Here is an 18,171-nt window from a genome sequence, read left to right on the forward strand (position 1 = left end):
CAATTTTTTAGTAAAAATATAAATTAAAAGTCTACAAATTTCAATTTTTGTTTTCTCTTAACAAAGTTAATTCTGTTATTAAATTCTTAAAAAACTCTTGTGATATTGAAAAAAAATAAAATATTACGTAATATTGCACTTTATTTTTGAATAATTTTCAACACACATATTAAAACATGACAGCAGATTTAATTAAAGCAAACGAACTTCAGAAAGTTGATCCAGTATTTGGTCAAGTTTCTTTTGATGGTCATGAGCAAGTTGTTTTTTGCCACGACAAAGATACTGGTTTAAAAGCAATAATTGGTATTCACAATACAGTTTTAGGTCCGGCACTTGGAGGAACTAGAATGTGGAAATATAGTAACGAATGGGAAGCATTAAACGATGTTTTACGTCTTTCAAGAGGTATGTCGTTTAAATCTTCAATATCAGGTTTAAATTTAGGTGGTGGTAAAGCTGTAATTATTGGTGATGCTAAAACTGAAAAAACACCTGAATTAATGCGTCGATTCGGACAATTCGTTGATTCATTATCTGGAAAATATATTACTGCAGAAGATGTAGGAATGGAAACAAAAGATATGGATACAGTAAGAGAGGTTACTAAATACGTTACTGGAATTTCTGAAGAAAAAGGTGGTTCTGGAAATCCTTCACCTATTACTGCTTACGGGGTTTTTATGGGATTAAAAGCTGCTGCAAAATATAAGTTTGGTACAGATAATTTAGAAGGAAAAAAAGTTTTAGTTCAAGGAATCGGTCACGTAGGTGAAGTTTTAGTACAACATTTATCTGAAAATGGAGCAATTGTTACCATTTCAGATATTAATGAAGATAGATTACACCAAGTTGGTTCTAAATATGGAGCAAAAATTTTCACAGGAAGTGATTTATATGCTGCAGATGTAGATATTTATGCTCCTTGTGCATTAGGCGCTACCATTAATGATGATACTATTGAAAAAATCCAAGCAAAAGTTATTGCTGGAGCAGCAAATAATCAATTAGCTAACGAAGTTAAGCATGGAAAAATTCTTAAGGAAAAAGGAATTTTATATGCACCGGATTTCTTAATAAATGCTGGAGGTGTTATCAATGTTTATTCTGAACTTGCTAACTTAACAAAGGCTCAAGTAATGGAAAAAACTGAAAACATTTATAATACATCATTAGAAATTTTTGATTTTGCTGATAAGAATAATGTTACAACTCATGCTGCTGCATTATCAATTGCTCAAAAGCGTATTGATGACAGAAAAAACGAGTTACAAAATAAATAATATTTAAATAATATTGTATTTTTGCAAAGCGAAAGAGTAATCTTTCGCTTTCTTAATTTTTAAAGTTCTTAAAGTAAAGTATGTTAAACAGAAGACATATTCGTATTAAAGTTATGCAAAGTATTTATGCTATGCATCAACACGAGTCAGATGACTTAGGAAAAGAAGAGAGATTCTTGTTTCAAAGTATCGAAAATATTCAAGACTTATATTTATTAATGCTTTCTGCATTAATAGAACTTCGTAACAAAGAAGAAGAATATTTAGAAGTGGCTTCTAAAAAACATTTGGCAACAAAAGAAGAACGAAATCCAAGTCGTAAATTTATTGATAACAAAGTTTTACAATTGCTTTCAAAATCAGAAGTTTTGGAAAATGCTATTGATGAGAATAAAATTTCAAATTGGAAACGTAATGACGATGTAATTTTATTTTTATTAGATGCAATTAAAGAAAGTGAAGTGTATCAAAAATACATGAGTAAACCTGAAGGGACATTTAATGATGATAAATATTTTGTAGTCGATTTGTTTTCTGAAGTTATTGCTCCTAATGAAAAATTATACGATTACTTAGAAGATTATAAATTAACTTGGCTAGACGATTTACCTTTAGTAAATACCTTTATTTTAAAGCAAATAAAAGGTTTTAAATCTGAAGACGATGTAATTAAGATAAGTGAATTGTATAAAGATGAAGACGATAAAGATTACGTTAAAAATTTATTTAGAAAGACGGTTTTAAACGAAATTGAATTATCTAAGGAGTACATTGATAAGACACCAAATTGGGATACTGATCGTATAGCCGAGCTTGATACTATTATTTTGAAAATGGCGATTTGTGAATTGTTGAAATTTCCATCAATTCCTGTTAAAGTTACAATTAATGAGTATTTAGAAATTGCAAAAGAATATTCAACTCCAAAAAGTAGTATTTTTATCAACGGTATTTTGGATAATTTGGTTAAAGATTTTGAAAAAGAAAATAGATTATCTAAAGCAGGTAGAGGATTATTATAAACTAAATTTTTTATAAATGAGAAAAGTTAATATACTAGCAGTTTCATTAGTTTTAGGATTAATGATTTCTTGTAAAGATTCTGAAAATAGTAAAATTACTGATGCAGATTTACAAGCATTAGAAGCTCAAAAAGCGTTAGCCGGAAAATTACCTAAAGTGGAATTAGATAAAGATGTTCATGATTTTGGACTAATAACTGATGGAGATGTTGTTGAAACTGAATTTATAGTTAAAAACACAGGTGAAGGCGATTTGATTATTGCAGATGCTAAAGGAAGTTGTGGTTGCACAGTTCCAGTTTGGCCTAAAGAGCCAATTACATCAGGACAATCGGCACCAATTAAAGTTTCATTTAATTCATCAGGAAAAGTAGGGCAACAAAGTAAAACAGTAACTTTAACGACAAATACAGAAGTAGGTCAAGAGACCTTTACAATTAAAGCAAATGTTCAACCAAAACCAGGTAAAGCTGTTTATCAAAAATAAATAATTATGAATCCAATGATGATTGGTCAATTGTTACTAATGGTAGCAATTTTCTATTTTTTATTAATACGTCCACAACAACAACGAGCTAAAAAAGAAAAAGCCTTTGAAGCTGCTTTAAAAGTTGGCGATAAAGTAGTAACAAAATCGGGTATTCACGGAAAAGTTGCAGAAATGGCCGAAACAACTGTAGTTATTGAAACTATGGCTGGAAAAATTAAAATGGAAAAATCAGCGATTTCTATGGAAATGAGCGCAAAACAAAACGAGAAAAAATAATAAAAAATCCCAAACACTGTTTGGGATTTTTTTATCGATATTTATCATTAATACCTTTACCTTCAGCAAGTAAAGGTTTTATTTTTTCTAAACGTGCAAGTTTTGTTTTTTCTTGCTTGGCTGTATCTATAAATTCTAAATATTCTCTTTGCTTATAAGGTGTAAGATTTTCAAACTTTTCTTTTAATTCTGAATTTTCATTTAAAAATCTTTCAAAAAACTCGGAAATAACAGTTTCTTTCTTTTCTTTTTTTAAGGCTAAGCCCTTTTCTTCAATAGCGATTGCTTCTTTAATATACGCTAAAATTGTTTTCTCATCAATTTTGTCTCTCGATTGAAAACGCATTTGTCGCAATGATTTTGTGTTTCCTTCATTGGCATTAATCAAAAGGTTCTTTTCGTCTTTGAGGAAAACTCCATTAAAAAACCAAATCCCGAAATACGATTTAAATCCACCTATTCCTACTACATTTTTACCATTGTAAGTATAAACTGGACCACCCCATTTTGTCATTTCAACCAAAGACGTTTTTTTTATTATTGAATGCAATAAATCTAATTCTTCACTCCATTGATTGGTTTTGTTCCAAGGATTTTTCTTTTTTTCTTCCATAAATAAGGCAATTGTCGTATTGTTTCCTAAGTCATTTAAAAATAGTTTTGAAAACAAATCAATAATAGTAAAAGTATGAAAAAAATAGTATTGTTTTTTGTAGTTATGGCAAACATTGGCTTTGCTCAAAAGAATTTTTCAAAACTAGAAAAAGAGTTTAAAGAAATAAAATTGCCTTATGAAACTACAAAAGATTATTATCCTAAAATTGGACATGATGAAGTTTATGATGTAGAAATTGATTTCAAGGCAGAAAATGGATTAGTTTCTGAAATTACTTCAAATTTCAAAGAAAACGGAATGTATTACAATAGTAATTCACGCTATTTTTCTGTTGGGAAGTTTAAATTTAACAATTTTACATTTATTATTTATTACATAGTAACCAAACACAATTCTGATGGTCACTTAGAGTCGTATTACAATATGGATATGTATGATGTTAATGGAACTTGGAAGAATAGTTTTGTAATTGGTGAAAATCGTTATAAATTGAACTATATGAAAGATCCTGTAACGGCTTATGAAGATATTTCACAAACAAATATTAAAATTGAAAAAGGAAATTTAGTAATTAATAAACTGATGATCCAAAATAATTACTTGAGAACCCCTGATGAAATGAAATTAACGAAATCGACAACTACAAATGAAATAGTTACAATTGATTCAAAAGGGAAAGTTGATATGGTTAGAAAATAAAAAAGGAAGCAATTTTGCTTCCTTTTTTATTTAAAATATTACCTTAAGTTTTAGTTCTTCTCCTTTTCTAATTACAGTTACTTCTCGTTCATCTCCAACTTTAAGTTTCGATAAACAATCCATATAGCTGTAAACTTCTTTTATTTTGCAATCGCCAATTTGCGTTAAAACATCACCAGAAAGTATTCCAGCTTTTGCAGCAGGTCGATCATCAGTAACGCCATCAATATGTAAACCATCACCATAATCTGTATAATCAGGCATAATTCCTAAAGTTACTTTATAAGTTGGTACTTTCTTACCTGCTTCAACTTTAGTTTTTGTAAATGGAATTTCGGTTGTATTTGAAATTTCATTAGTAACTCTAAAAATGTAATCAACGATAGCTCTTACACCATAATAATTGATTTTATCTTCATCATCACTTGGTTTGTGATAATCCATGTGTGTTCCTGTAAAGAAAAACAATACTGGAATATCTTTTAGATAAAATGAAGTATGATCTGATGGGCCAATACCAGTATTTTCTAATGTAACATTGAAACCAGCGGGTTTGTTCTTTTCGATTATTTTTTCAAAAACTGGACTTGTACCAACACCGCCAACAACTAAAGCTTTGTTATCGTTTAAACGTCCAATCATATCCATGTTAATCATAGCAACTACATTTGGAAACTTATCCTTTAAAGTTTCAGCCATGAATTTTGAACCAATTAAACCGTCTTCTTCTCCAGAAAATAAAGCAAAAACATAGTTTACTTTTTCTTTAGTTTTATTTTGTACCAAAATGCGCGCTAATTCTAAAACTCCTGAAACTCCTGAAGCATTATCATCAGCTCCATTATGAATTTCTCCTTCCGAATTTGGTTTCGTAGAGTGATGATGTTCATTTCGTCCTAAATGGTCATAATGTGCACCTATAACAATTGTTTTCTTTGCTTTATTGTCTAAAACGCCAATAACATTCATTCCATGATTATCCTTTACACTTGTGCTATCATGCGGGTTTAATCGAACTTTATAATTGAATTTTTGCGTATAGCTTTTATCGTAAGGTTTTAATCCTAATTTTCTAAATTCTGTTGCGATATAATTTGCCGCTTTTTCTTCTCCAATTGAACCTGTTAAACGACCTTCTAATTCGTCTGAAGCTAAATATTTAATGTGCCCTTTTAGATTAGCATCATTTATAACTTCCTTTTCATCTGTATCTACCCAATCAGCGATAAAAACATTCGTTTCTCTTGGTTTACTTTGCTGTCTATTACTTGAGAAAACTAATTTTTTACCATCAGGTGAAAACATTGGAAATGCATTAAATTCACTTTCCCATGTAATTTGGCGTAAGTTTTTTCCGTCTTCATCAATCATAAATAATTGGAAGTCATAACCTCTTGTAGAATGATGATTACTCGAGAAAATAATTTTCTTATCAGAAGGGTGGAAGTAAGGCGCCCAATTGGCTTTTCCTAAATGAGTTACTTGTTTTAAATTTGTTCCATCAATGTTGATGGTATAAATCTCCATTTCAGTTGGCGCAACTAAGTTTTTACTCAGTAAATCTTTGTATTCAGCAATAGCTTCTTCTGTTTTTGGTCGAGACGAACGAAAAACTAATTTTTTACTATCGTGTGAAAAGAATGCACCACCATCATAACCTAATCCATCGGTTAATTGCTTTAAATTAGAACCATCGATATCCATAATCCATAATTCTAAATCGCCGCTACGAGTACTTGTGAATACAATTTTCTCACCATCAGGTGAAACTACAGCTTCAGCATCATAACCCGGAGTGTTTGTTAATTGTTTCACCACTTTTCCGTTTAAATCGGCAACATAAATATCAAATTCTGGATAAATAGCCCAAAGATATTTTCCGTCTGTCGATTTTGGAGGAGCAGGACAAGCGTGTCCACCTTCATGCGTAGATGCATATAAAATATGCTTTCCATCAGGCATAAAGAACGAACAAGTAGTTCTTCCTAATCCAGTTGATATTAATTGTAAATCTTCAGGTGAATGATTTTCTTTCTGTAAATCCAGCATATAAATTTGGTCACATTGAATGCCAAATTGTGGATTGGTTATTTGTAGTGTTAAGTTTTTACCATTCGGACTAAAATACGCTTCTGCATTATCACCTCCAAAAGTTAACTGTTTGATGTTTTTAAGATTCTTTTCTTGTGCAAAACTTACAAAAGAGAAAGCTAAAACAAGAATAATACTAAAAATATTTTTTTTCATTTTAAGAAATTATTTTTGAGCTGTAAGTTCAGCAATTTTAACGATTACTTCTGTTGCTTTAATCATACTTTCCACAGGAACATATTCATATTTTCCATGGAAATTATGTCCGCCAGCAAAAATATTCGGACAAGGTAATCCCATATATGATAATTGCGAACCATCCGTTCCACCGCGAATAGGTTTTATAATAGGTTCAATTCCTAATTCTTTCATGGCTTTTTCAGCAATTTCAACAATATGAAATACAGGTTCTACTTTTTCACGCATGTTGAAGTATTGATCTTTTACTTCTGCAGTACAAATATCTTCACCAAATTGCTTTGCATATTCAGCATTAAATTGCTTTGCAATCGTATGAATTAATTCTTTTCGCGCTTCAAATTTTGCTTTATCATGGTCACGAATAATTAATTCTATGGTACTTTCTTCAATACTTCCGTTTAGATGATGAACATGGAAAAAACCTTCGTAACCAGTTGTTCTTTCAGGAACTTCATTTTCAGGTAACATTGAAATAAAACGATTAGCTAAAAGCATAGAATTTATCATTTTACCCTTTGCATAACCAGGATGAACGCTTTTTCCTTTAAAAGTAATTTTTGCGCCAGCTGCGTTGAAGTTTTCATATTCTAATTCACCAATTTGACTTCCATCCATAGTATAAGCCCAATCACATCCGAATTTTTCAACATCAAACTTATGAGCACCACGACCAATTTCTTCATCTGGTGTAAATCCAACTCTAATTTTTCCGTGTTTAATTTCTGGATGTTGGATTAAATATTCCATTGCCGACATAATTTCTGTAATTCCAGCTTTATCATCAGCTCCTAAAAGCGTAGTTCCATCAGTAGTAATTAAAGTTTGACCTTTATAAAGTAATAAGTCTTCGAAATAACTTGGCGATAAAACAATGTTTTGCTCAGCATTTAAAACGATATCTCCACCATCATAATTTTTAACAATTTGCGGTTTTACATTGGCTCCAGTAAAATCTGGTGTAGTATCAAAATGAGAAACAAAACCAATGGTTGGAACATCATTTTCTACATTACTTGGTAAAGTAGCCATAATGTAAGCATTTTCATCAATAGTAACGTCTTCCATTCCTATTGCTTTTAGCTCGTCAACTAATTTATTAGCTAAATCCCATTGTTTTGCTGTACTAGGTGTTGTGGTTGAATTTGGGTCTGATTCTGTGTCGATTGTAACGTAACTTACGAATCTATCTATGATTTTTTGCATGGTTTAATTTTAATTTTGTCAAAGATACTATTTCTAAAGAAATCTGATAAAAGGTTTTGTTAGAATATGTTTATAATTTGATAGCTAATTTCTATTTTTGCACAACCAACAACACAACACATGTACAAACTACTGATTCGTCCATTACTTTTTCTTTTTGATCCTGAAAAAGTACATCATTTTACCTTTTCGTTAATTCGTTTTTTAAATAAAATTGGTTTTGGGCCAATTTTTAAAAGTCTATACGAAGTAAATAACCCTAAACTTGAAAGAGAAGTTTTCGGATTAAAATTTAAAAATCCAGTAGGTTTAGCAGCGGGTTTTGATAAAGATGCTAGATTATATCAAGAATTATCAAATTTTGGATTTGGTTTTATTGAAATAGGAACATTAACACCGAAACCACAAGATGGAAACCCTAAAAAACGTTTGTTTCGTTTAAAAGCTGATTCAGCTATTATTAACAGAATGGGTTTTAATAATGGAGGAGTAGAAGAAGCTGTTTTACGATTAAAGAAAAATAAAGGTGTTTTAATTGGTGGAAATATTGGTAAAAATAAAGTAACGCCAAATGAAAATGCGGTTGATGATTACAAAATCTGTTTTGAAGCGTTGTTTCCTTATGTTGATTATTTTGTGGTAAATGTAAGTTCGCCTAACACACCAAATTTACGTGAATTACAAGACAAAGAGCCATTAACCAAATTATTACAAACGCTACAAAATTTAAATAACGAAAAACCTGTCACTTCGAGCGGAGTCGAGAACCCAAAACCAATTCTTCTAAAAATTGCACCCGATTTAACGGATGAACAATTATTAGATATTATTGCTATTGTTAAAGAAACAAAAATTGCTGGTGTAATTGCTACCAATACGACTATTTCAAGAGAAGGTTTACAATCGGAAAATAAAGTTGAAGTTGGTGGATTATCGGGTAAACCTTTAACAAAGCGTTCTACTGAAGTTATTCGTTTTCTTTCTGAGAAAAGCAATAAAGCTTTTCCAATTATAGGTGTTGGCGGAATTCATACAGCTCAAGATGCATTAGAGAAATTGGAAGCAGGTGCAAGTTTAGTTCAATTGTATACTGGATTTATTTATGAAGGTCCGAAATTGATAAAAGAAATCAATAAAGCTTTACTAAATAAATAATTTTACGAAAACGATTTCTTTTAGTACTTTTGAAACCTATGAGCCAAGTCAAAATTATCGAATGTCCGCGTGATGCGATGCAAGGCATTAAAGATTTTATTCCAACCGAAAAAAAGGTGCAATACATTCAATCGTTATTGCGTGTAGGTTTTGATACTATCGATTTTGGAAGTTTTGTTTCTCCAAAAGCAATTCCGCAAATGGTAGATACTGCTGAAGTTTTGGCTCAGCTTGATTTATCTCAAACTCAAAGCAAACTATTGGCTATTATAGCGAATACTAAAGGAGCTGAATTAGCTTCCGTTCATAAAGAAATTCAATATTTAGGTTTTCCATTTTCTATTTCCGAAAACTTTCAAATGCGTAATACGCACAAAACCATTGCTGAATCTATTGTTACATTGCAAGAAATCTTAGAAATTGCAAATAAAACCAATAAAGAAGTGGTAGCTTATTTATCCATGGGTTTTGGTAACCCTTATGGTGATCCTTGGAATGTAGAAATTGTAGGCGAATGGACAGAGAAATTAGCCAAAATGGGCGTAAAAATTTTATCTCTTTCAGATACTATTGGAAGTTCAACGCCTGAAGTGATTGATTATTTATTTTCAAATTTAATTACGAAATACCCTGAAATTGAGTTTGGAGCTCATTTACACACAACACCTGATTCTTGGCATGAAAAGATTGACGCAGCTTACAAAGCAGGTTGTAAACGTTTTGATGGTGCAATTAAAGGTTTTGGGGGTTGTCCTATGGCAAAAGACGATTTAACGGGTAATATGCCTACCGAAAAAATGTTGTCGTATTTTACTTCAAATAAAATTGATACGAATTGTCACGCAATGAGTTTTGAAAGTTCGTATAACGAAGCATTAAAGATTTTTAATGTGTACCATTAAAAAGTAAATACTTTCAAAGTTTCTCTGACAGATTTAGGTTTTCTTGTTTTTAAATTAGCAAGTTGTGTTAAATAAAAGTAGAAGAAGAAAGTAAAAATCACTACAGTTAATTGCTTACCAACAATATTTCCTAACATCAAATCTTCATAATTTTCTACATTAAAATAGAAGAACGTGTAAAAACACACGGAATCAAATAAACACACTATAGACATAGTTAGTAGCAACTTAAAGAATAATGGGATTTTAGGAAGCTTTAATTCTAAAATTTGATATAAAATTACAATTAGCATTCCTTCTATATAAAGCAAACTAGTTCCAATTAAAAATAATGTTAGTTCAAAGTTTAGAAGTTCCTCAAGAAAAACACTATTTGATTGATCATCAGTTTCGGAATGAATTAATAAAAAGTGAGAAAATAGTGTTATAGCTATATTCGAAATTAATAATCCATAAATAAGACCTCTCGTTTTGATAAGATTTTCAGTATAAGATGTAAGGAAAATAACAAATAATGTTGCGGTATAAAAAATTGTAGAACCTGGTGAAAATTTAAAGCCTAAAAAATCATTATCATATACATTTGATACTAAAAGCGTTTGAAAAAATTGTAAAGCTCCCACAAAAACATATAAAACACCATAACCAATTTGGCGGCGCATTCCGTGCATTGAAAGGATCATTACGGCAATAATTATAATCTCAAATATTAGTAGGCTGAAATTTAGCATGGTGCAAACATATAAAAATTTTTCAAAGTCTTAAAAAAGATGTATATTTGCATGCAATTTAACAACAACAACTAAATTGCAATGAAAGCACATCTTGCTAAAATTGTAGGTGAGGGCTTAACCTACGACGACGTCCTATTAATCCCAAATTATTCTCAAATTCTTCCTCGTGAAGTAAGTATAAAATCGAAGTTTTCGCGTAATATCACATTAAATGTTCCCATCATTTCGGCGGCAATGGATACCGTTACCGAAAGTGATATGGCTATTGCTATTGCTCGTGAAGGCGGAATAGGTGTTTTACATAAAAACATGACGATTGAGCAACAAGCAGCTGAGGTTCGAAAAGTAAAGCGTTCTGAAAGCGGTATGATCATCGATCCTGTAACTTTACCTTTAACTGCTAAAGTTGGTGATGCTAAGCGTGCGATGAAAGAATATAGCATTGGTGGAATTCCTGTTGTTGATGAAAACAATGTTTTGAAAGGAATCGTTACCAATCGTGATTTACGTTTTGAAAAAGACAACGAAAGAGCGATTACAGAAGTGATGACTGCTGATAACCTTGTAACTGCAAAACAAGGAACAGATTTAGCACAAGCTGAAGAAATTCTACAAGAAAATAAAATTGAAAAATTACCAGTAGTTAGTGAAGATTTTAAATTAATCGGGTTAATTACTTTTAGAGATATAACAAAACTTACTTTAAAACCAACGGCAAACAAAGACCAATACGGTCGTTTACGTGTTGCGGCTGCTTTAGGTGTAACTGCAGATGCTGTTGAAAGAGCAGGAGCATTAGTGGCTGCCGGTGTTGATGCGGTTATTATTGATACGGCTCACGGACATACGAAAGGCGTGGTTGATGTTTTAAAACAAGTAAAAGCTGAATTCCCTCAATTAGATGTTGTAGTAGGTAATATTGCTACGCCAGAAGCGGCTCAATATTTAGTTGAAAATGGTGCCGATGGTGTTAAAGTAGGTATCGGACCTGGTTCTATTTGTACAACTCGTGTTGTTGCAGGTGTTGGTTTCCCACAATTTTCGGCGGTTTTAGAAGTGGCTGCTGCTATTAAAGGTAGCGGCGTTCCTGTAATTGCAGATGGTGGTGTTCGTTATACGGGTGATATTCCTAAAGCATTAGCTGCAGGAGCAGATTGTGTAATGTTAGGTTCAATGTTAGCAGGAACGAAAGAATCACCAGGTGAAACGATTATTTTTGAAGGAAGAAAATTCAAATCTTACAGAGGAATGGGTTCTGTAGAAGCGATGAAACAAGGTTCTAAAGATCGTTATTTCCAAGATGTAGAAGACGATGTTAAAAAACTTGTTCCAGAAGGAATTGTAGGTCGTGTTCCGTATAAAGGTGAATTAGCCGAAAGTATGTTACAATTCGTTGGTGGACTTCGTGCTGGTATGGGATATTGCGGAGCAAAAGACATTCCAACCTTACAAGAATCATCTCGTTTTGTACGTTTAACCGCAAGTGGAATAGGGGAAAGCCATCCACACAATGTTACCATTACAAAAGAAGCACCTAATTATTCAAGATAATTAGTTTTCAGTCGCAGTGTTCAGTAAACAGTTTGTTACTTCGAGTTGTCACCTCGAGCGGAGTCGAGAGGCGAGAAGTCACATCACAATAAAATAATTAAGTTATCTATATTTTTAAAAATCCATTAGCTTTTGTTAGTGGATTTTTATTTTGCTCCAAAAACTTGAGCAACGTATAGTTTTTTATTGTTCCAATCTAATTGAAAACCAAAACCTGTAAAGGTGTATTTCTCACTGCACATTATTTTTAAATGATTAGCAGAATTTTTCCAGAGTTCGAATATTTTATGGGCTAAAATATCTAAATCTTCTTCTGTATAAGTTTTGTCTTTAATACCCGTAAAAAGTAAATTTTCACCAACTAAAACAAAATCGTTTCCTTTATAAAAATAAACTCGGTCTTTAGGAAGTTTTTTATTTGAGTTACTTTGTTCGTGCGTTAGCGATTGTTTCTTTGCAATGTAAACAGCATGGTCTTTGGCAGCTTTTTCTAAAATAGCGTCTTTTTCTAAGGCTTTTACATCTAAAGAAACTCTGTATTTATTTATTAGAGTGAAAACTTTTGTTTCTAATAACGCCACATCAATTTTAGCATCTTGACCGAAAGAAATGAAACTGCTTAAGATAAAAAGGTATACAATGAGGTTTTTCATGAAATGAATGTATCAATTTTTGTACCAATGATTAATAAAAAATCCATTAGTGTTTGCTAATGGATTTTTATTTTAATTTTCAGAAACTTCAATATCAGATTCTTGTTCTTCTTTTTTATTTTTTGATTCAATTAGCTTAATAAGTTTTTCAAGAGACTCTTTAATTTCAGAAGAATTTGTTTTCTTAATAAAAAGTTCTGATTTTCTTTTTAAATTATCAAAGTTAGAGTTTGGATATTCGTTTACAACTTTAGAAAAATACGTGTCTATTCTTTCAGCCAATTGTTTTTTACCTTCTTGACTATATGAATTTTCATTATTAATTTCATCTAAATGTAAAATATAGTTACTAATTAGGGTATTTACATTAGAGTTAATTACATCTTTTACATTATTTGAATTTGGATCTTCCGTGCTACTTATTATTTCATCATTTCCAATTTTGAAATAATAAAGCTGTAATTCTAGTCCGAAATTATTTACAGCAATGTGTTCATTTTCATAAATATATTTATCTTTTCTATCTAAATTACTATAGCGATTGCTAATATTTCTCCAAGATTGAAAAAATCTTTCTCCAACTTCGCTTCTGTATTTTAAACCTAATTCTTCATCGCTTAAAATTACTTTAAAGTTATTTGTATCAAGTATTTTATTTAAAATTTGAGCTGTTTCAGGATTATTAAAAGTTGGTATCTCTTCCTCAACTTTATAATTGTACATGATTTCATTAACAGCATTTTCAAAGTCTTCAACTGTCCAATATCTTTTATCAAGTGGTGGAAAATCATGAGTTTTAGTTTCGCAATTTGAAAATAAAACTATTATAACTAAAAAGGTAATGGTTTTTACGATTTTATTTTTCATAAAATTTGATCTTTGAATCTTTATATTTATTTAAACTATTTAGTGTGCTATCTACGATTTGTTCGTATTTCTTTTGTTCTTTAAGAACATAACTATGAAATGTATCATAATCATATTTCTCTTGAAATTCGTTTTCTAAAATTAGATTTTTTGAAATAATCTTATCAACTTGATTTTTATTATTAATCTTGTTTTCAATTATTTCCTTTCTAATTTTTCGGGCGTAAATTTCGGTAATTTTAAAATGATATATTTCATGTGTTAATAAATCATTACTTTTAGATTCTTTGTCATAAACAAAAGATTTGGAAGGATGAAAATAAGCATTGATATCAATACTATCCTTCTTAATTTCATAATCTATAGAAGTATAAACATACGCGAAATATTTATTTCCATAAAGTTCTTTTTTAAAAAACTCAAAGCCTCTAAAGTTTTTAAACGAAATACGTTTAATTTCTTTGTAAGGAATTGGTTTTTCGTAATCAATAAAATTTACATAATTTAAGGTTAACAATAAAGTAAGAATTATAAAAGAAACTAAAAGATTTAATTTGAGTATTCTTTTAAAACTTACTTTTGTAATTACAATTTTTTTTAGATGAACTAAAATTGTAAATACAATTATAGACAAATAGATTGTTCCGAAAATTATTAAAGTAATTTTTTCAGATTGATTCATTAAATCCCCAAATAATTACTTGGTGTAATTTGTTTCAATTCGTTTTTAATGTCATCGTTTACATTCAAGGTTTCAATAAACGCATGAATCGATTCTTTATTAATAACCGTGTTGGTTCTTGTTAAGTCTTTCAACGCTTCATATGGATTAGGATAACCTTCGCGACGTAAAATCGTTTGAATAGCTTCGGCTACAACGGCCCAGTTTTTCTCTAAATCTTCGGCAAATTTAGCTTCGTTTAACAACAATTTGTTCAACCCTTTCAAGGTAGCTTCAAAAGCGATAATCGTATGTCCAAAAGGAACACCAACGTTACGTAAAACCGTACTATCGGTTAAATCGCGTTGTAATCTCGAAATCGGTAATTTAGCCGATAAATGTTCGAAAATAGCATTCGCAATACCTAAGTTTCCTTCTGAGTTTTCAAAATCAATTGGGTTTACTTTGTGTGGCATAGCACTCGAACCAATTTCTCCTGCTTTGATTTTTTGCTTAAAATAATCCATAGAAACATACGTCCAAATATCGCGATCTAAGTCAATTAAAATCGTATTGATACGTTTTAAAGCATCGAAAAATGCTGCAAAATGATCGTAATGCTCAATTTGAGTCGTTGGAAACGAATGGTGTAAACCTAAGCTTTCTTCTACGAATTTAGTTCCAAAAACTTTCCAATCGGTATTTGGATACGCTATTTTGTGTGCGTTGTAATTTCCGGTTGCACCACCAAATTTAGCCGCAAATGGCACATTGAATAACAAACGCATTTGCTCTTCTAAACGCTCTACAAAAACCAAAATTTCTTTTCCTAAGCGAGTAGGAGAAGCCGGTTGTCCGTGTGTACGAGCAAGCATTGGAACATCTTTCCATTCAATCGATAAATCTTTTAACTTTTGAATTACCGAAATTAAACTCGGCATGTACACATTTGTAAAAGCTTCTTTTGTAGAAAGCGGAATCGCGGTATTATTAATGTCTTGAGAAGTCAACCCGAAATGGATAAACTCTTTGTATGCTTGAAGATTTAAAGCGTCGAACTTACTTTTGATGAAATATTCCACCGCTTTTACATCGTGATTGGTAGTTTTTTCGGTTTCCTTAATCCAAAGCGCATCTTCCGTAGAAAATTGCTCATACATTTTACGTAATTCTGGAAAAAGGTTCTTGTCTACACCTGATAATTGAGGAATTCCAGCTTCGCAAAGCGCAATAAAGTATTCTACTTCTACTAAAACACGATACTTAATTAAAGCTTCTTCTGAAAAATAAGGTGCTAAATTTTGAGTTTTACTACGATAACGACCATCAACTGGTGAAATAGCGTTTAATTCTGTAAGTTGTTGCATTGTTGTTGTGTTGTTTTTTTTAAGAAAGTGCAAATTTAATGAATAGTTGTAAGTTATGAGTTATGAGTTATGAGTTTTTTGTTTTAAACTCAATTTTATTGTCATTTTGAACAACGTGAAAAATCTCATTAAGATGCTTCGACAAGCTCAGCATGACAAATAAACAAATCAACGAATCAACAAATCACGAAGTTTCCTCATTCCTTCTGTAGCAGAAAGTGCAAATACTTCCAACGGATTAGGTAAATCATAAATTGTGGCTGGTTTTGGATCGATATAATAAACTGGAATATGCGGTTTAGCATAATGCATTAATCCCGCTGCTGGATAGACTTGTAATGAAGTTCCAATCACGACTAAGATATCAGCTTGTTCCACAACAGGAATAGAACGTTCAATTTCATAAACAGCTTCGCCAAACCAAACAATTGCCGGACGTAATTGTTCGCCTAATTGGTTTTTATATCCCAATTCTACATCTTCTTCCCAATGAATTAATTCATTTTCAGAATGTTCTCCACGAACTTTTCGCAATTCGCCATGTAAATGAATAATTTTTGTACTTCCACCTCGCTCGTGTAAATCATCAACATTTTGCGTAATGATATGAACATCGAAATGCTCTTCGAGTTCACCTAAAATAGTATGTGCCGCATTAGGTTGTACTTCTTTGAGTTGTCTTCTACGTTGATTATAGAAATCTAAAACTAAGTTTGGATTTTTGTGCCAACCTTGAGGTGAAGCAACTTCCATAACATCGTGACCTTCCCATAAACCATCGGCATCACGAAATGTTTTAATACCACTTTCGGCACTAATTCCAGCGCCACTTAAGACAACTAATTTTTTCTTCATTTTTTAAAACCAGCTTTTACTTATTTACGTATATGGTATAAAAATAACTAAAAGTACACTTTATGAAAAAGAAATTATTTGTTTTATTAACCACATTTTATTTTATGAGTTTTTATGCCCAAGTTGGTATTGGAACAACTAATATTGAAAATGGAGTCGAACTTCAAATTGAAAGTTCAAATAGAGGATTATTAATTCCGAGAGTTGCATTAACTTCTACAGTAATTCAAGCACCAGTAGGACCAGCTCCAATAGCTACTGGAGTATTAGTTTACAATACTTCAACCAACGGAGCTGGAGCAACAGCAGTATCGCCTGGTTTTTATTACTGGTCTGGAACAGAATGGATATCATTACGTTCCAATACAGGAACACCAAATTTAGATTATTGGTCTTTATTTGGTAATTCAGGAACTACTCCAGGAACTAATTTTTTAGGAACAACTGATGCTAGAGATTTACAAATAAGAACAAATAACCAATTGCGAGTAACTACTAAAAGTACGGGTGAAGTTATTATAGGAAATACTACAAATCCTATTGCTAATACTTTAACAACTGTTATACCATCAGGAACGCAAATAGGAATTTTTGCTAATAGCCAAAACTCACCAAGAACAATAAGAGCTTTGAATGCAAACAATACTCAATTTGTTATTGATGGAGGAAATTTAGATCCTGATGGTGGTAGAGGTGTAATTGGTATAAGTGCAAGTCTTGCTTCAAATAGCACTAATACAGTAATGGGAGTTTTAGGAGTTGCGGGTAGAACTACTTTTACTGAACTTCCTGGAGAATCTGTTGGATTATCTGGTCAAGGTACTACAGGTTTACATGTACGAGGAGTAGGTAAAACTGGTAATAATGATTATTATTCGGCATATTTTGAATACGATCAAGACGATAACTTATCGACTAGTAATGGACCATTTGCAAGAATTGCAGGTAAAGATTTTGATTATTTTACTGGACCAGCAGCTAGAAGAGATGTTACGTATGGTGGTTATTTTGATGCTAATACATCAAATTCAGATTTTGTATTTGTAGGAGCAAGAAATAACAATACTTCTTATAAAGTTTTAGGTGGAGGAAACGTTTCTACCATGGTAAAAGATAAAGAAGGAAATAATAGAATTTTACACGCAACTGAAACACCAGAAATTCTTTTTGAAGATTTTGGTACTGGAAAACTAGAAAATGGAATTGCTTATATTGAATTAGACCCTATTTTGTCCCAAAACATATTTGTATCTGAAGAGCACCCAATGAAAGTTTTTATCCAACTAGAAGGCGATTGTAATGGAGTTTATGTAACTGAAAAAACTGATAAAGGTTTTATGGTTAAAGAATTACAAAATGGAACTTCTAATGTCTCTTTTTCATGGAATATTGTAGCTAATAGAAAAGATACTGTTAATCTAGATGGAACTGTAGATTCTAAACACGTAGGTGTAAGATTTCCAATTGGTCCTAATCGTTTAAAACCAAATGAAAGTAAAGAAGTTAAATATGATTTAGAAAGAAAATAAAATTTTTCTAAAAGCT

18 protein-coding genes are annotated in these 18,171 nt (G+C 31.3%); 9 read left to right on the forward strand and 9 right to left on the reverse strand.

What is annotated here, in order from left to right; genetic code table 11:
• Window positions 1-176: 176 nt before the first annotated feature.
• The 4 genes from KK2020170_RS08615 (at window position 177) to yajC (ending at window position 3,071) form a co-directional block, all read left to right on the forward strand.
• Window positions 177-1,283, forward strand: coding sequence for a Glu/Leu/Phe/Val dehydrogenase dimerization domain-containing protein (locus KK2020170_RS08615; protein WP_221257929.1), 1,107 nt, complete (start codon window positions 177-179; stop codon window positions 1,281-1,283).
• Between the two features lie 80 nt (window positions 1,284-1,363).
• The gene (nusB, locus tag KK2020170_RS08620; RefSeq protein WP_221257930.1) at window positions 1,364-2,305 is read left to right on the forward strand and encodes a transcription antitermination factor NusB; all 942 of its coding nucleotides are present in this window, start codon (window positions 1,364-1,366) and stop codon (window positions 2,303-2,305) included.
• A gap of 16 nt (window positions 2,306-2,321) precedes the next feature.
• A complete protein-coding gene (locus tag KK2020170_RS08625; RefSeq protein ID WP_221257931.1) occupies window positions 2,322-2,792 on the forward strand; it encodes a DUF1573 domain-containing protein in 471 nt (156 codons plus the stop codon).
• 6 nt (window positions 2,793-2,798) lie between these two features.
• Window positions 2,799-3,071 (forward strand): preprotein translocase subunit YajC, encoded by a 273-nt coding sequence (gene yajC / locus KK2020170_RS08630; protein ID WP_221257932.1) that lies wholly within the window; start codon window positions 2,799-2,801, stop codon window positions 3,069-3,071.
• A gap of 31 nt (window positions 3,072-3,102) precedes the next feature.
• Here yajC and KK2020170_RS08635 read toward each other — a convergent pair whose 3' ends face one another.
• A complete protein-coding gene (locus KK2020170_RS08635) occupies window positions 3,103-3,684 on the reverse strand; it encodes a YdeI/OmpD-associated family protein (protein WP_221257933.1) in 582 nt (193 codons plus the stop codon).
• A 75-nt stretch (window positions 3,685-3,759) separates the two neighbouring features.
• Between KK2020170_RS08635 and KK2020170_RS08640 the strand changes: the two genes are divergently transcribed.
• Window positions 3,760-4,386, forward strand: coding sequence for a hypothetical protein (locus KK2020170_RS08640; protein ID WP_221257934.1), 627 nt, complete (start codon window positions 3,760-3,762; stop codon window positions 4,384-4,386).
• A 30-nt stretch (window positions 4,387-4,416) separates the two neighbouring features.
• Here KK2020170_RS08640 and KK2020170_RS08645 read toward each other — a convergent pair whose 3' ends face one another.
• Both KK2020170_RS08645 and pepT read right to left on the reverse strand, forming a co-directional pair.
• Window positions 4,417-6,633 (reverse strand): M20/M25/M40 family metallo-hydrolase, encoded by a 2,217-nt coding sequence (locus tag KK2020170_RS08645; RefSeq protein ID WP_221257935.1) that lies wholly within the window; start codon window positions 6,631-6,633, stop codon window positions 4,417-4,419.
• 9 nt (window positions 6,634-6,642) lie between these two features.
• On the reverse strand, window positions 6,643-7,881 hold the full coding sequence (gene pepT, locus KK2020170_RS08650) for a peptidase T (protein ID WP_221257936.1): 1,239 nt from the start codon (window positions 7,879-7,881) through the stop codon (window positions 6,643-6,645).
• A gap of 120 nt (window positions 7,882-8,001) precedes the next feature.
• Here pepT and KK2020170_RS08655 point away from each other — a divergent pair, with 120 nt between their 5' ends.
• A complete protein-coding gene (locus KK2020170_RS08655) occupies window positions 8,002-9,036 on the forward strand; it encodes a quinone-dependent dihydroorotate dehydrogenase (RefSeq protein ID WP_221257937.1) in 1,035 nt (344 codons plus the stop codon).
• Between the two features lie 38 nt (window positions 9,037-9,074).
• Window positions 9,075-9,938: a hydroxymethylglutaryl-CoA lyase gene (locus tag KK2020170_RS08660; RefSeq protein WP_221257938.1), complete on the forward strand. Its 864-nt coding sequence runs from the start codon at window positions 9,075-9,077 to the stop codon at window positions 9,936-9,938.
• Here the strand turns inward: KK2020170_RS08660 and KK2020170_RS08665 are convergent.
• Entirely contained in the window at window positions 9,935-10,621 is a 687-nt protein-coding gene (locus KK2020170_RS08665; RefSeq protein ID WP_221257939.1) for a hypothetical protein, read from the reverse strand. The genes KK2020170_RS08660 and KK2020170_RS08665 overlap by 4 nt on opposite strands.
• A gap of 129 nt (window positions 10,622-10,750) precedes the next feature.
• Here KK2020170_RS08665 and guaB point away from each other — a divergent pair, with 129 nt between their 5' ends.
• The gene (gene guaB, locus KK2020170_RS08670) at window positions 10,751-12,223 is read left to right on the forward strand and encodes an IMP dehydrogenase (RefSeq protein WP_221257940.1); all 1,473 of its coding nucleotides are present in this window, start codon (window positions 10,751-10,753) and stop codon (window positions 12,221-12,223) included.
• Window positions 12,224-12,369: 146 nt separating this feature from the next.
• Here the strand turns inward: guaB and KK2020170_RS08675 are convergent, their stop codons facing one another.
• The 5 genes from KK2020170_RS08675 to KK2020170_RS08695 form a co-directional block, all read right to left on the reverse strand.
• Complete coding sequence (locus KK2020170_RS08675) at window positions 12,370-12,876, reverse strand: CAP domain-containing protein (RefSeq protein WP_221257941.1); 507 nt, start codon at window positions 12,874-12,876, stop codon at window positions 12,370-12,372.
• 72 nt (window positions 12,877-12,948) lie between these two features.
• Window positions 12,949-13,743, reverse strand: a complete 795-nt coding sequence (locus tag KK2020170_RS08680; protein WP_221257942.1) for a hypothetical protein — start codon at window positions 13,741-13,743, stop codon at window positions 12,949-12,951.
• Complete coding sequence (locus KK2020170_RS08685) at window positions 13,733-14,425, reverse strand: hypothetical protein (RefSeq protein WP_221257943.1); 693 nt, start codon at window positions 14,423-14,425, stop codon at window positions 13,733-13,735. The genes KK2020170_RS08680 and KK2020170_RS08685 overlap by 11 nt, the downstream gene beginning before the upstream one ends.
• The gene (gene purB / locus KK2020170_RS08690; RefSeq protein ID WP_221257944.1) at window positions 14,425-15,771 is read right to left on the reverse strand and encodes an adenylosuccinate lyase; all 1,347 of its coding nucleotides are present in this window, start codon (window positions 15,769-15,771) and stop codon (window positions 14,425-14,427) included. Before purB ends, KK2020170_RS08685 begins: the two co-directional genes overlap by 1 nt.
• A 168-nt stretch (window positions 15,772-15,939) precedes the next feature.
• On the reverse strand, window positions 15,940-16,626 hold the full coding sequence (locus KK2020170_RS08695; protein ID WP_221257945.1) for an SIR2 family NAD-dependent protein deacylase: 687 nt from the start codon (window positions 16,624-16,626) through the stop codon (window positions 15,940-15,942).
• A gap of 62 nt (window positions 16,627-16,688) precedes the next feature.
• On the opposite strand from KK2020170_RS08695, the gene KK2020170_RS08700 reads away from it, so the two are divergent.
• Window positions 16,689-18,155: a hypothetical protein gene (locus KK2020170_RS08700; protein WP_221257946.1), complete on the forward strand. Its 1,467-nt coding sequence runs from the start codon at window positions 16,689-16,691 to the stop codon at window positions 18,153-18,155.
• Window positions 18,156-18,171: the final 16 nt, after the last annotated feature.

The organism is Flavobacterium okayamense (genome assembly GCF_019702945.1).
GTDB lineage: Bacteria > Bacteroidota > Bacteroidia > Flavobacteriales > Flavobacteriaceae > Flavobacterium > Flavobacterium okayamense.

Excerpts from the sequence above, each read along its gene's own strand:
- KK2020170_RS08655 (WP_221257937.1), top strand. The coding sequence starts at position 8,002 with ATGTACAAACTACTGATTCGTCCATTACTTTTTCTTTTTGATCCTGAA.
- KK2020170_RS08635 (WP_221257933.1), bottom strand. The coding sequence starts at position 3,684 with ATGGAAGAAAAAAAGAAAAATCCTTGGAACAAAACCAATCAATGGAGT.
- nusB (WP_221257930.1), top strand. The coding sequence starts at position 1,364 with ATGTTAAACAGAAGACATATTCGTATTAAAGTTATGCAAAGTATTTAT.
- KK2020170_RS08685 (WP_221257943.1), bottom strand. The coding sequence starts at position 14,425 with ATGAATCAATCTGAAAAAATTACTTTAATAATTTTCGGAACAATCTAT.
- guaB (WP_221257940.1), top strand. The coding sequence starts at position 10,751 with ATGAAAGCACATCTTGCTAAAATTGTAGGTGAGGGCTTAACCTACGAC.
- KK2020170_RS08695 (WP_221257945.1), bottom strand. The coding sequence starts at position 16,626 with ATGAAGAAAAAATTAGTTGTCTTAAGTGGCGCTGGAATTAGTGCCGAA.
- KK2020170_RS08680 (WP_221257942.1), bottom strand. The coding sequence starts at position 13,743 with ATGAAAAATAAAATCGTAAAAACCATTACCTTTTTAGTTATAATAGTT.
- KK2020170_RS08640 (WP_221257934.1), top strand. The coding sequence starts at position 3,760 with ATGAAAAAAATAGTATTGTTTTTTGTAGTTATGGCAAACATTGGCTTT.
- KK2020170_RS08645 (WP_221257935.1), bottom strand. The coding sequence starts at position 6,633 with ATGAAAAAAAATATTTTTAGTATTATTCTTGTTTTAGCTTTCTCTTTT.
- KK2020170_RS08675 (WP_221257941.1), bottom strand. The coding sequence starts at position 12,876 with ATGAAAAACCTCATTGTATACCTTTTTATCTTAAGCAGTTTCATTTCT.
- yajC (WP_221257932.1), top strand. The coding sequence starts at position 2,799 with ATGAATCCAATGATGATTGGTCAATTGTTACTAATGGTAGCAATTTTC.
- KK2020170_RS08665 (WP_221257939.1), bottom strand. The coding sequence starts at position 10,621 with ATGATCCTTTCAATGCACGGAATGCGCCGCCAAATTGGTTATGGTGTT.
- KK2020170_RS08660 (WP_221257938.1), top strand. The coding sequence starts at position 9,075 with ATGAGCCAAGTCAAAATTATCGAATGTCCGCGTGATGCGATGCAAGGC.
- pepT (WP_221257936.1), bottom strand. The coding sequence starts at position 7,881 with ATGCAAAAAATCATAGATAGATTCGTAAGTTACGTTACAATCGACACA.
- purB (WP_221257944.1), bottom strand. The coding sequence starts at position 15,771 with ATGCAACAACTTACAGAATTAAACGCTATTTCACCAGTTGATGGTCGT.
- KK2020170_RS08615 (WP_221257929.1), top strand. The coding sequence starts at position 177 with ATGACAGCAGATTTAATTAAAGCAAACGAACTTCAGAAAGTTGATCCA.
- KK2020170_RS08625 (WP_221257931.1), top strand. The coding sequence starts at position 2,322 with ATGAGAAAAGTTAATATACTAGCAGTTTCATTAGTTTTAGGATTAATG.
- KK2020170_RS08700 (WP_221257946.1), top strand. The coding sequence starts at position 16,689 with ATGAAAAAGAAATTATTTGTTTTATTAACCACATTTTATTTTATGAGT.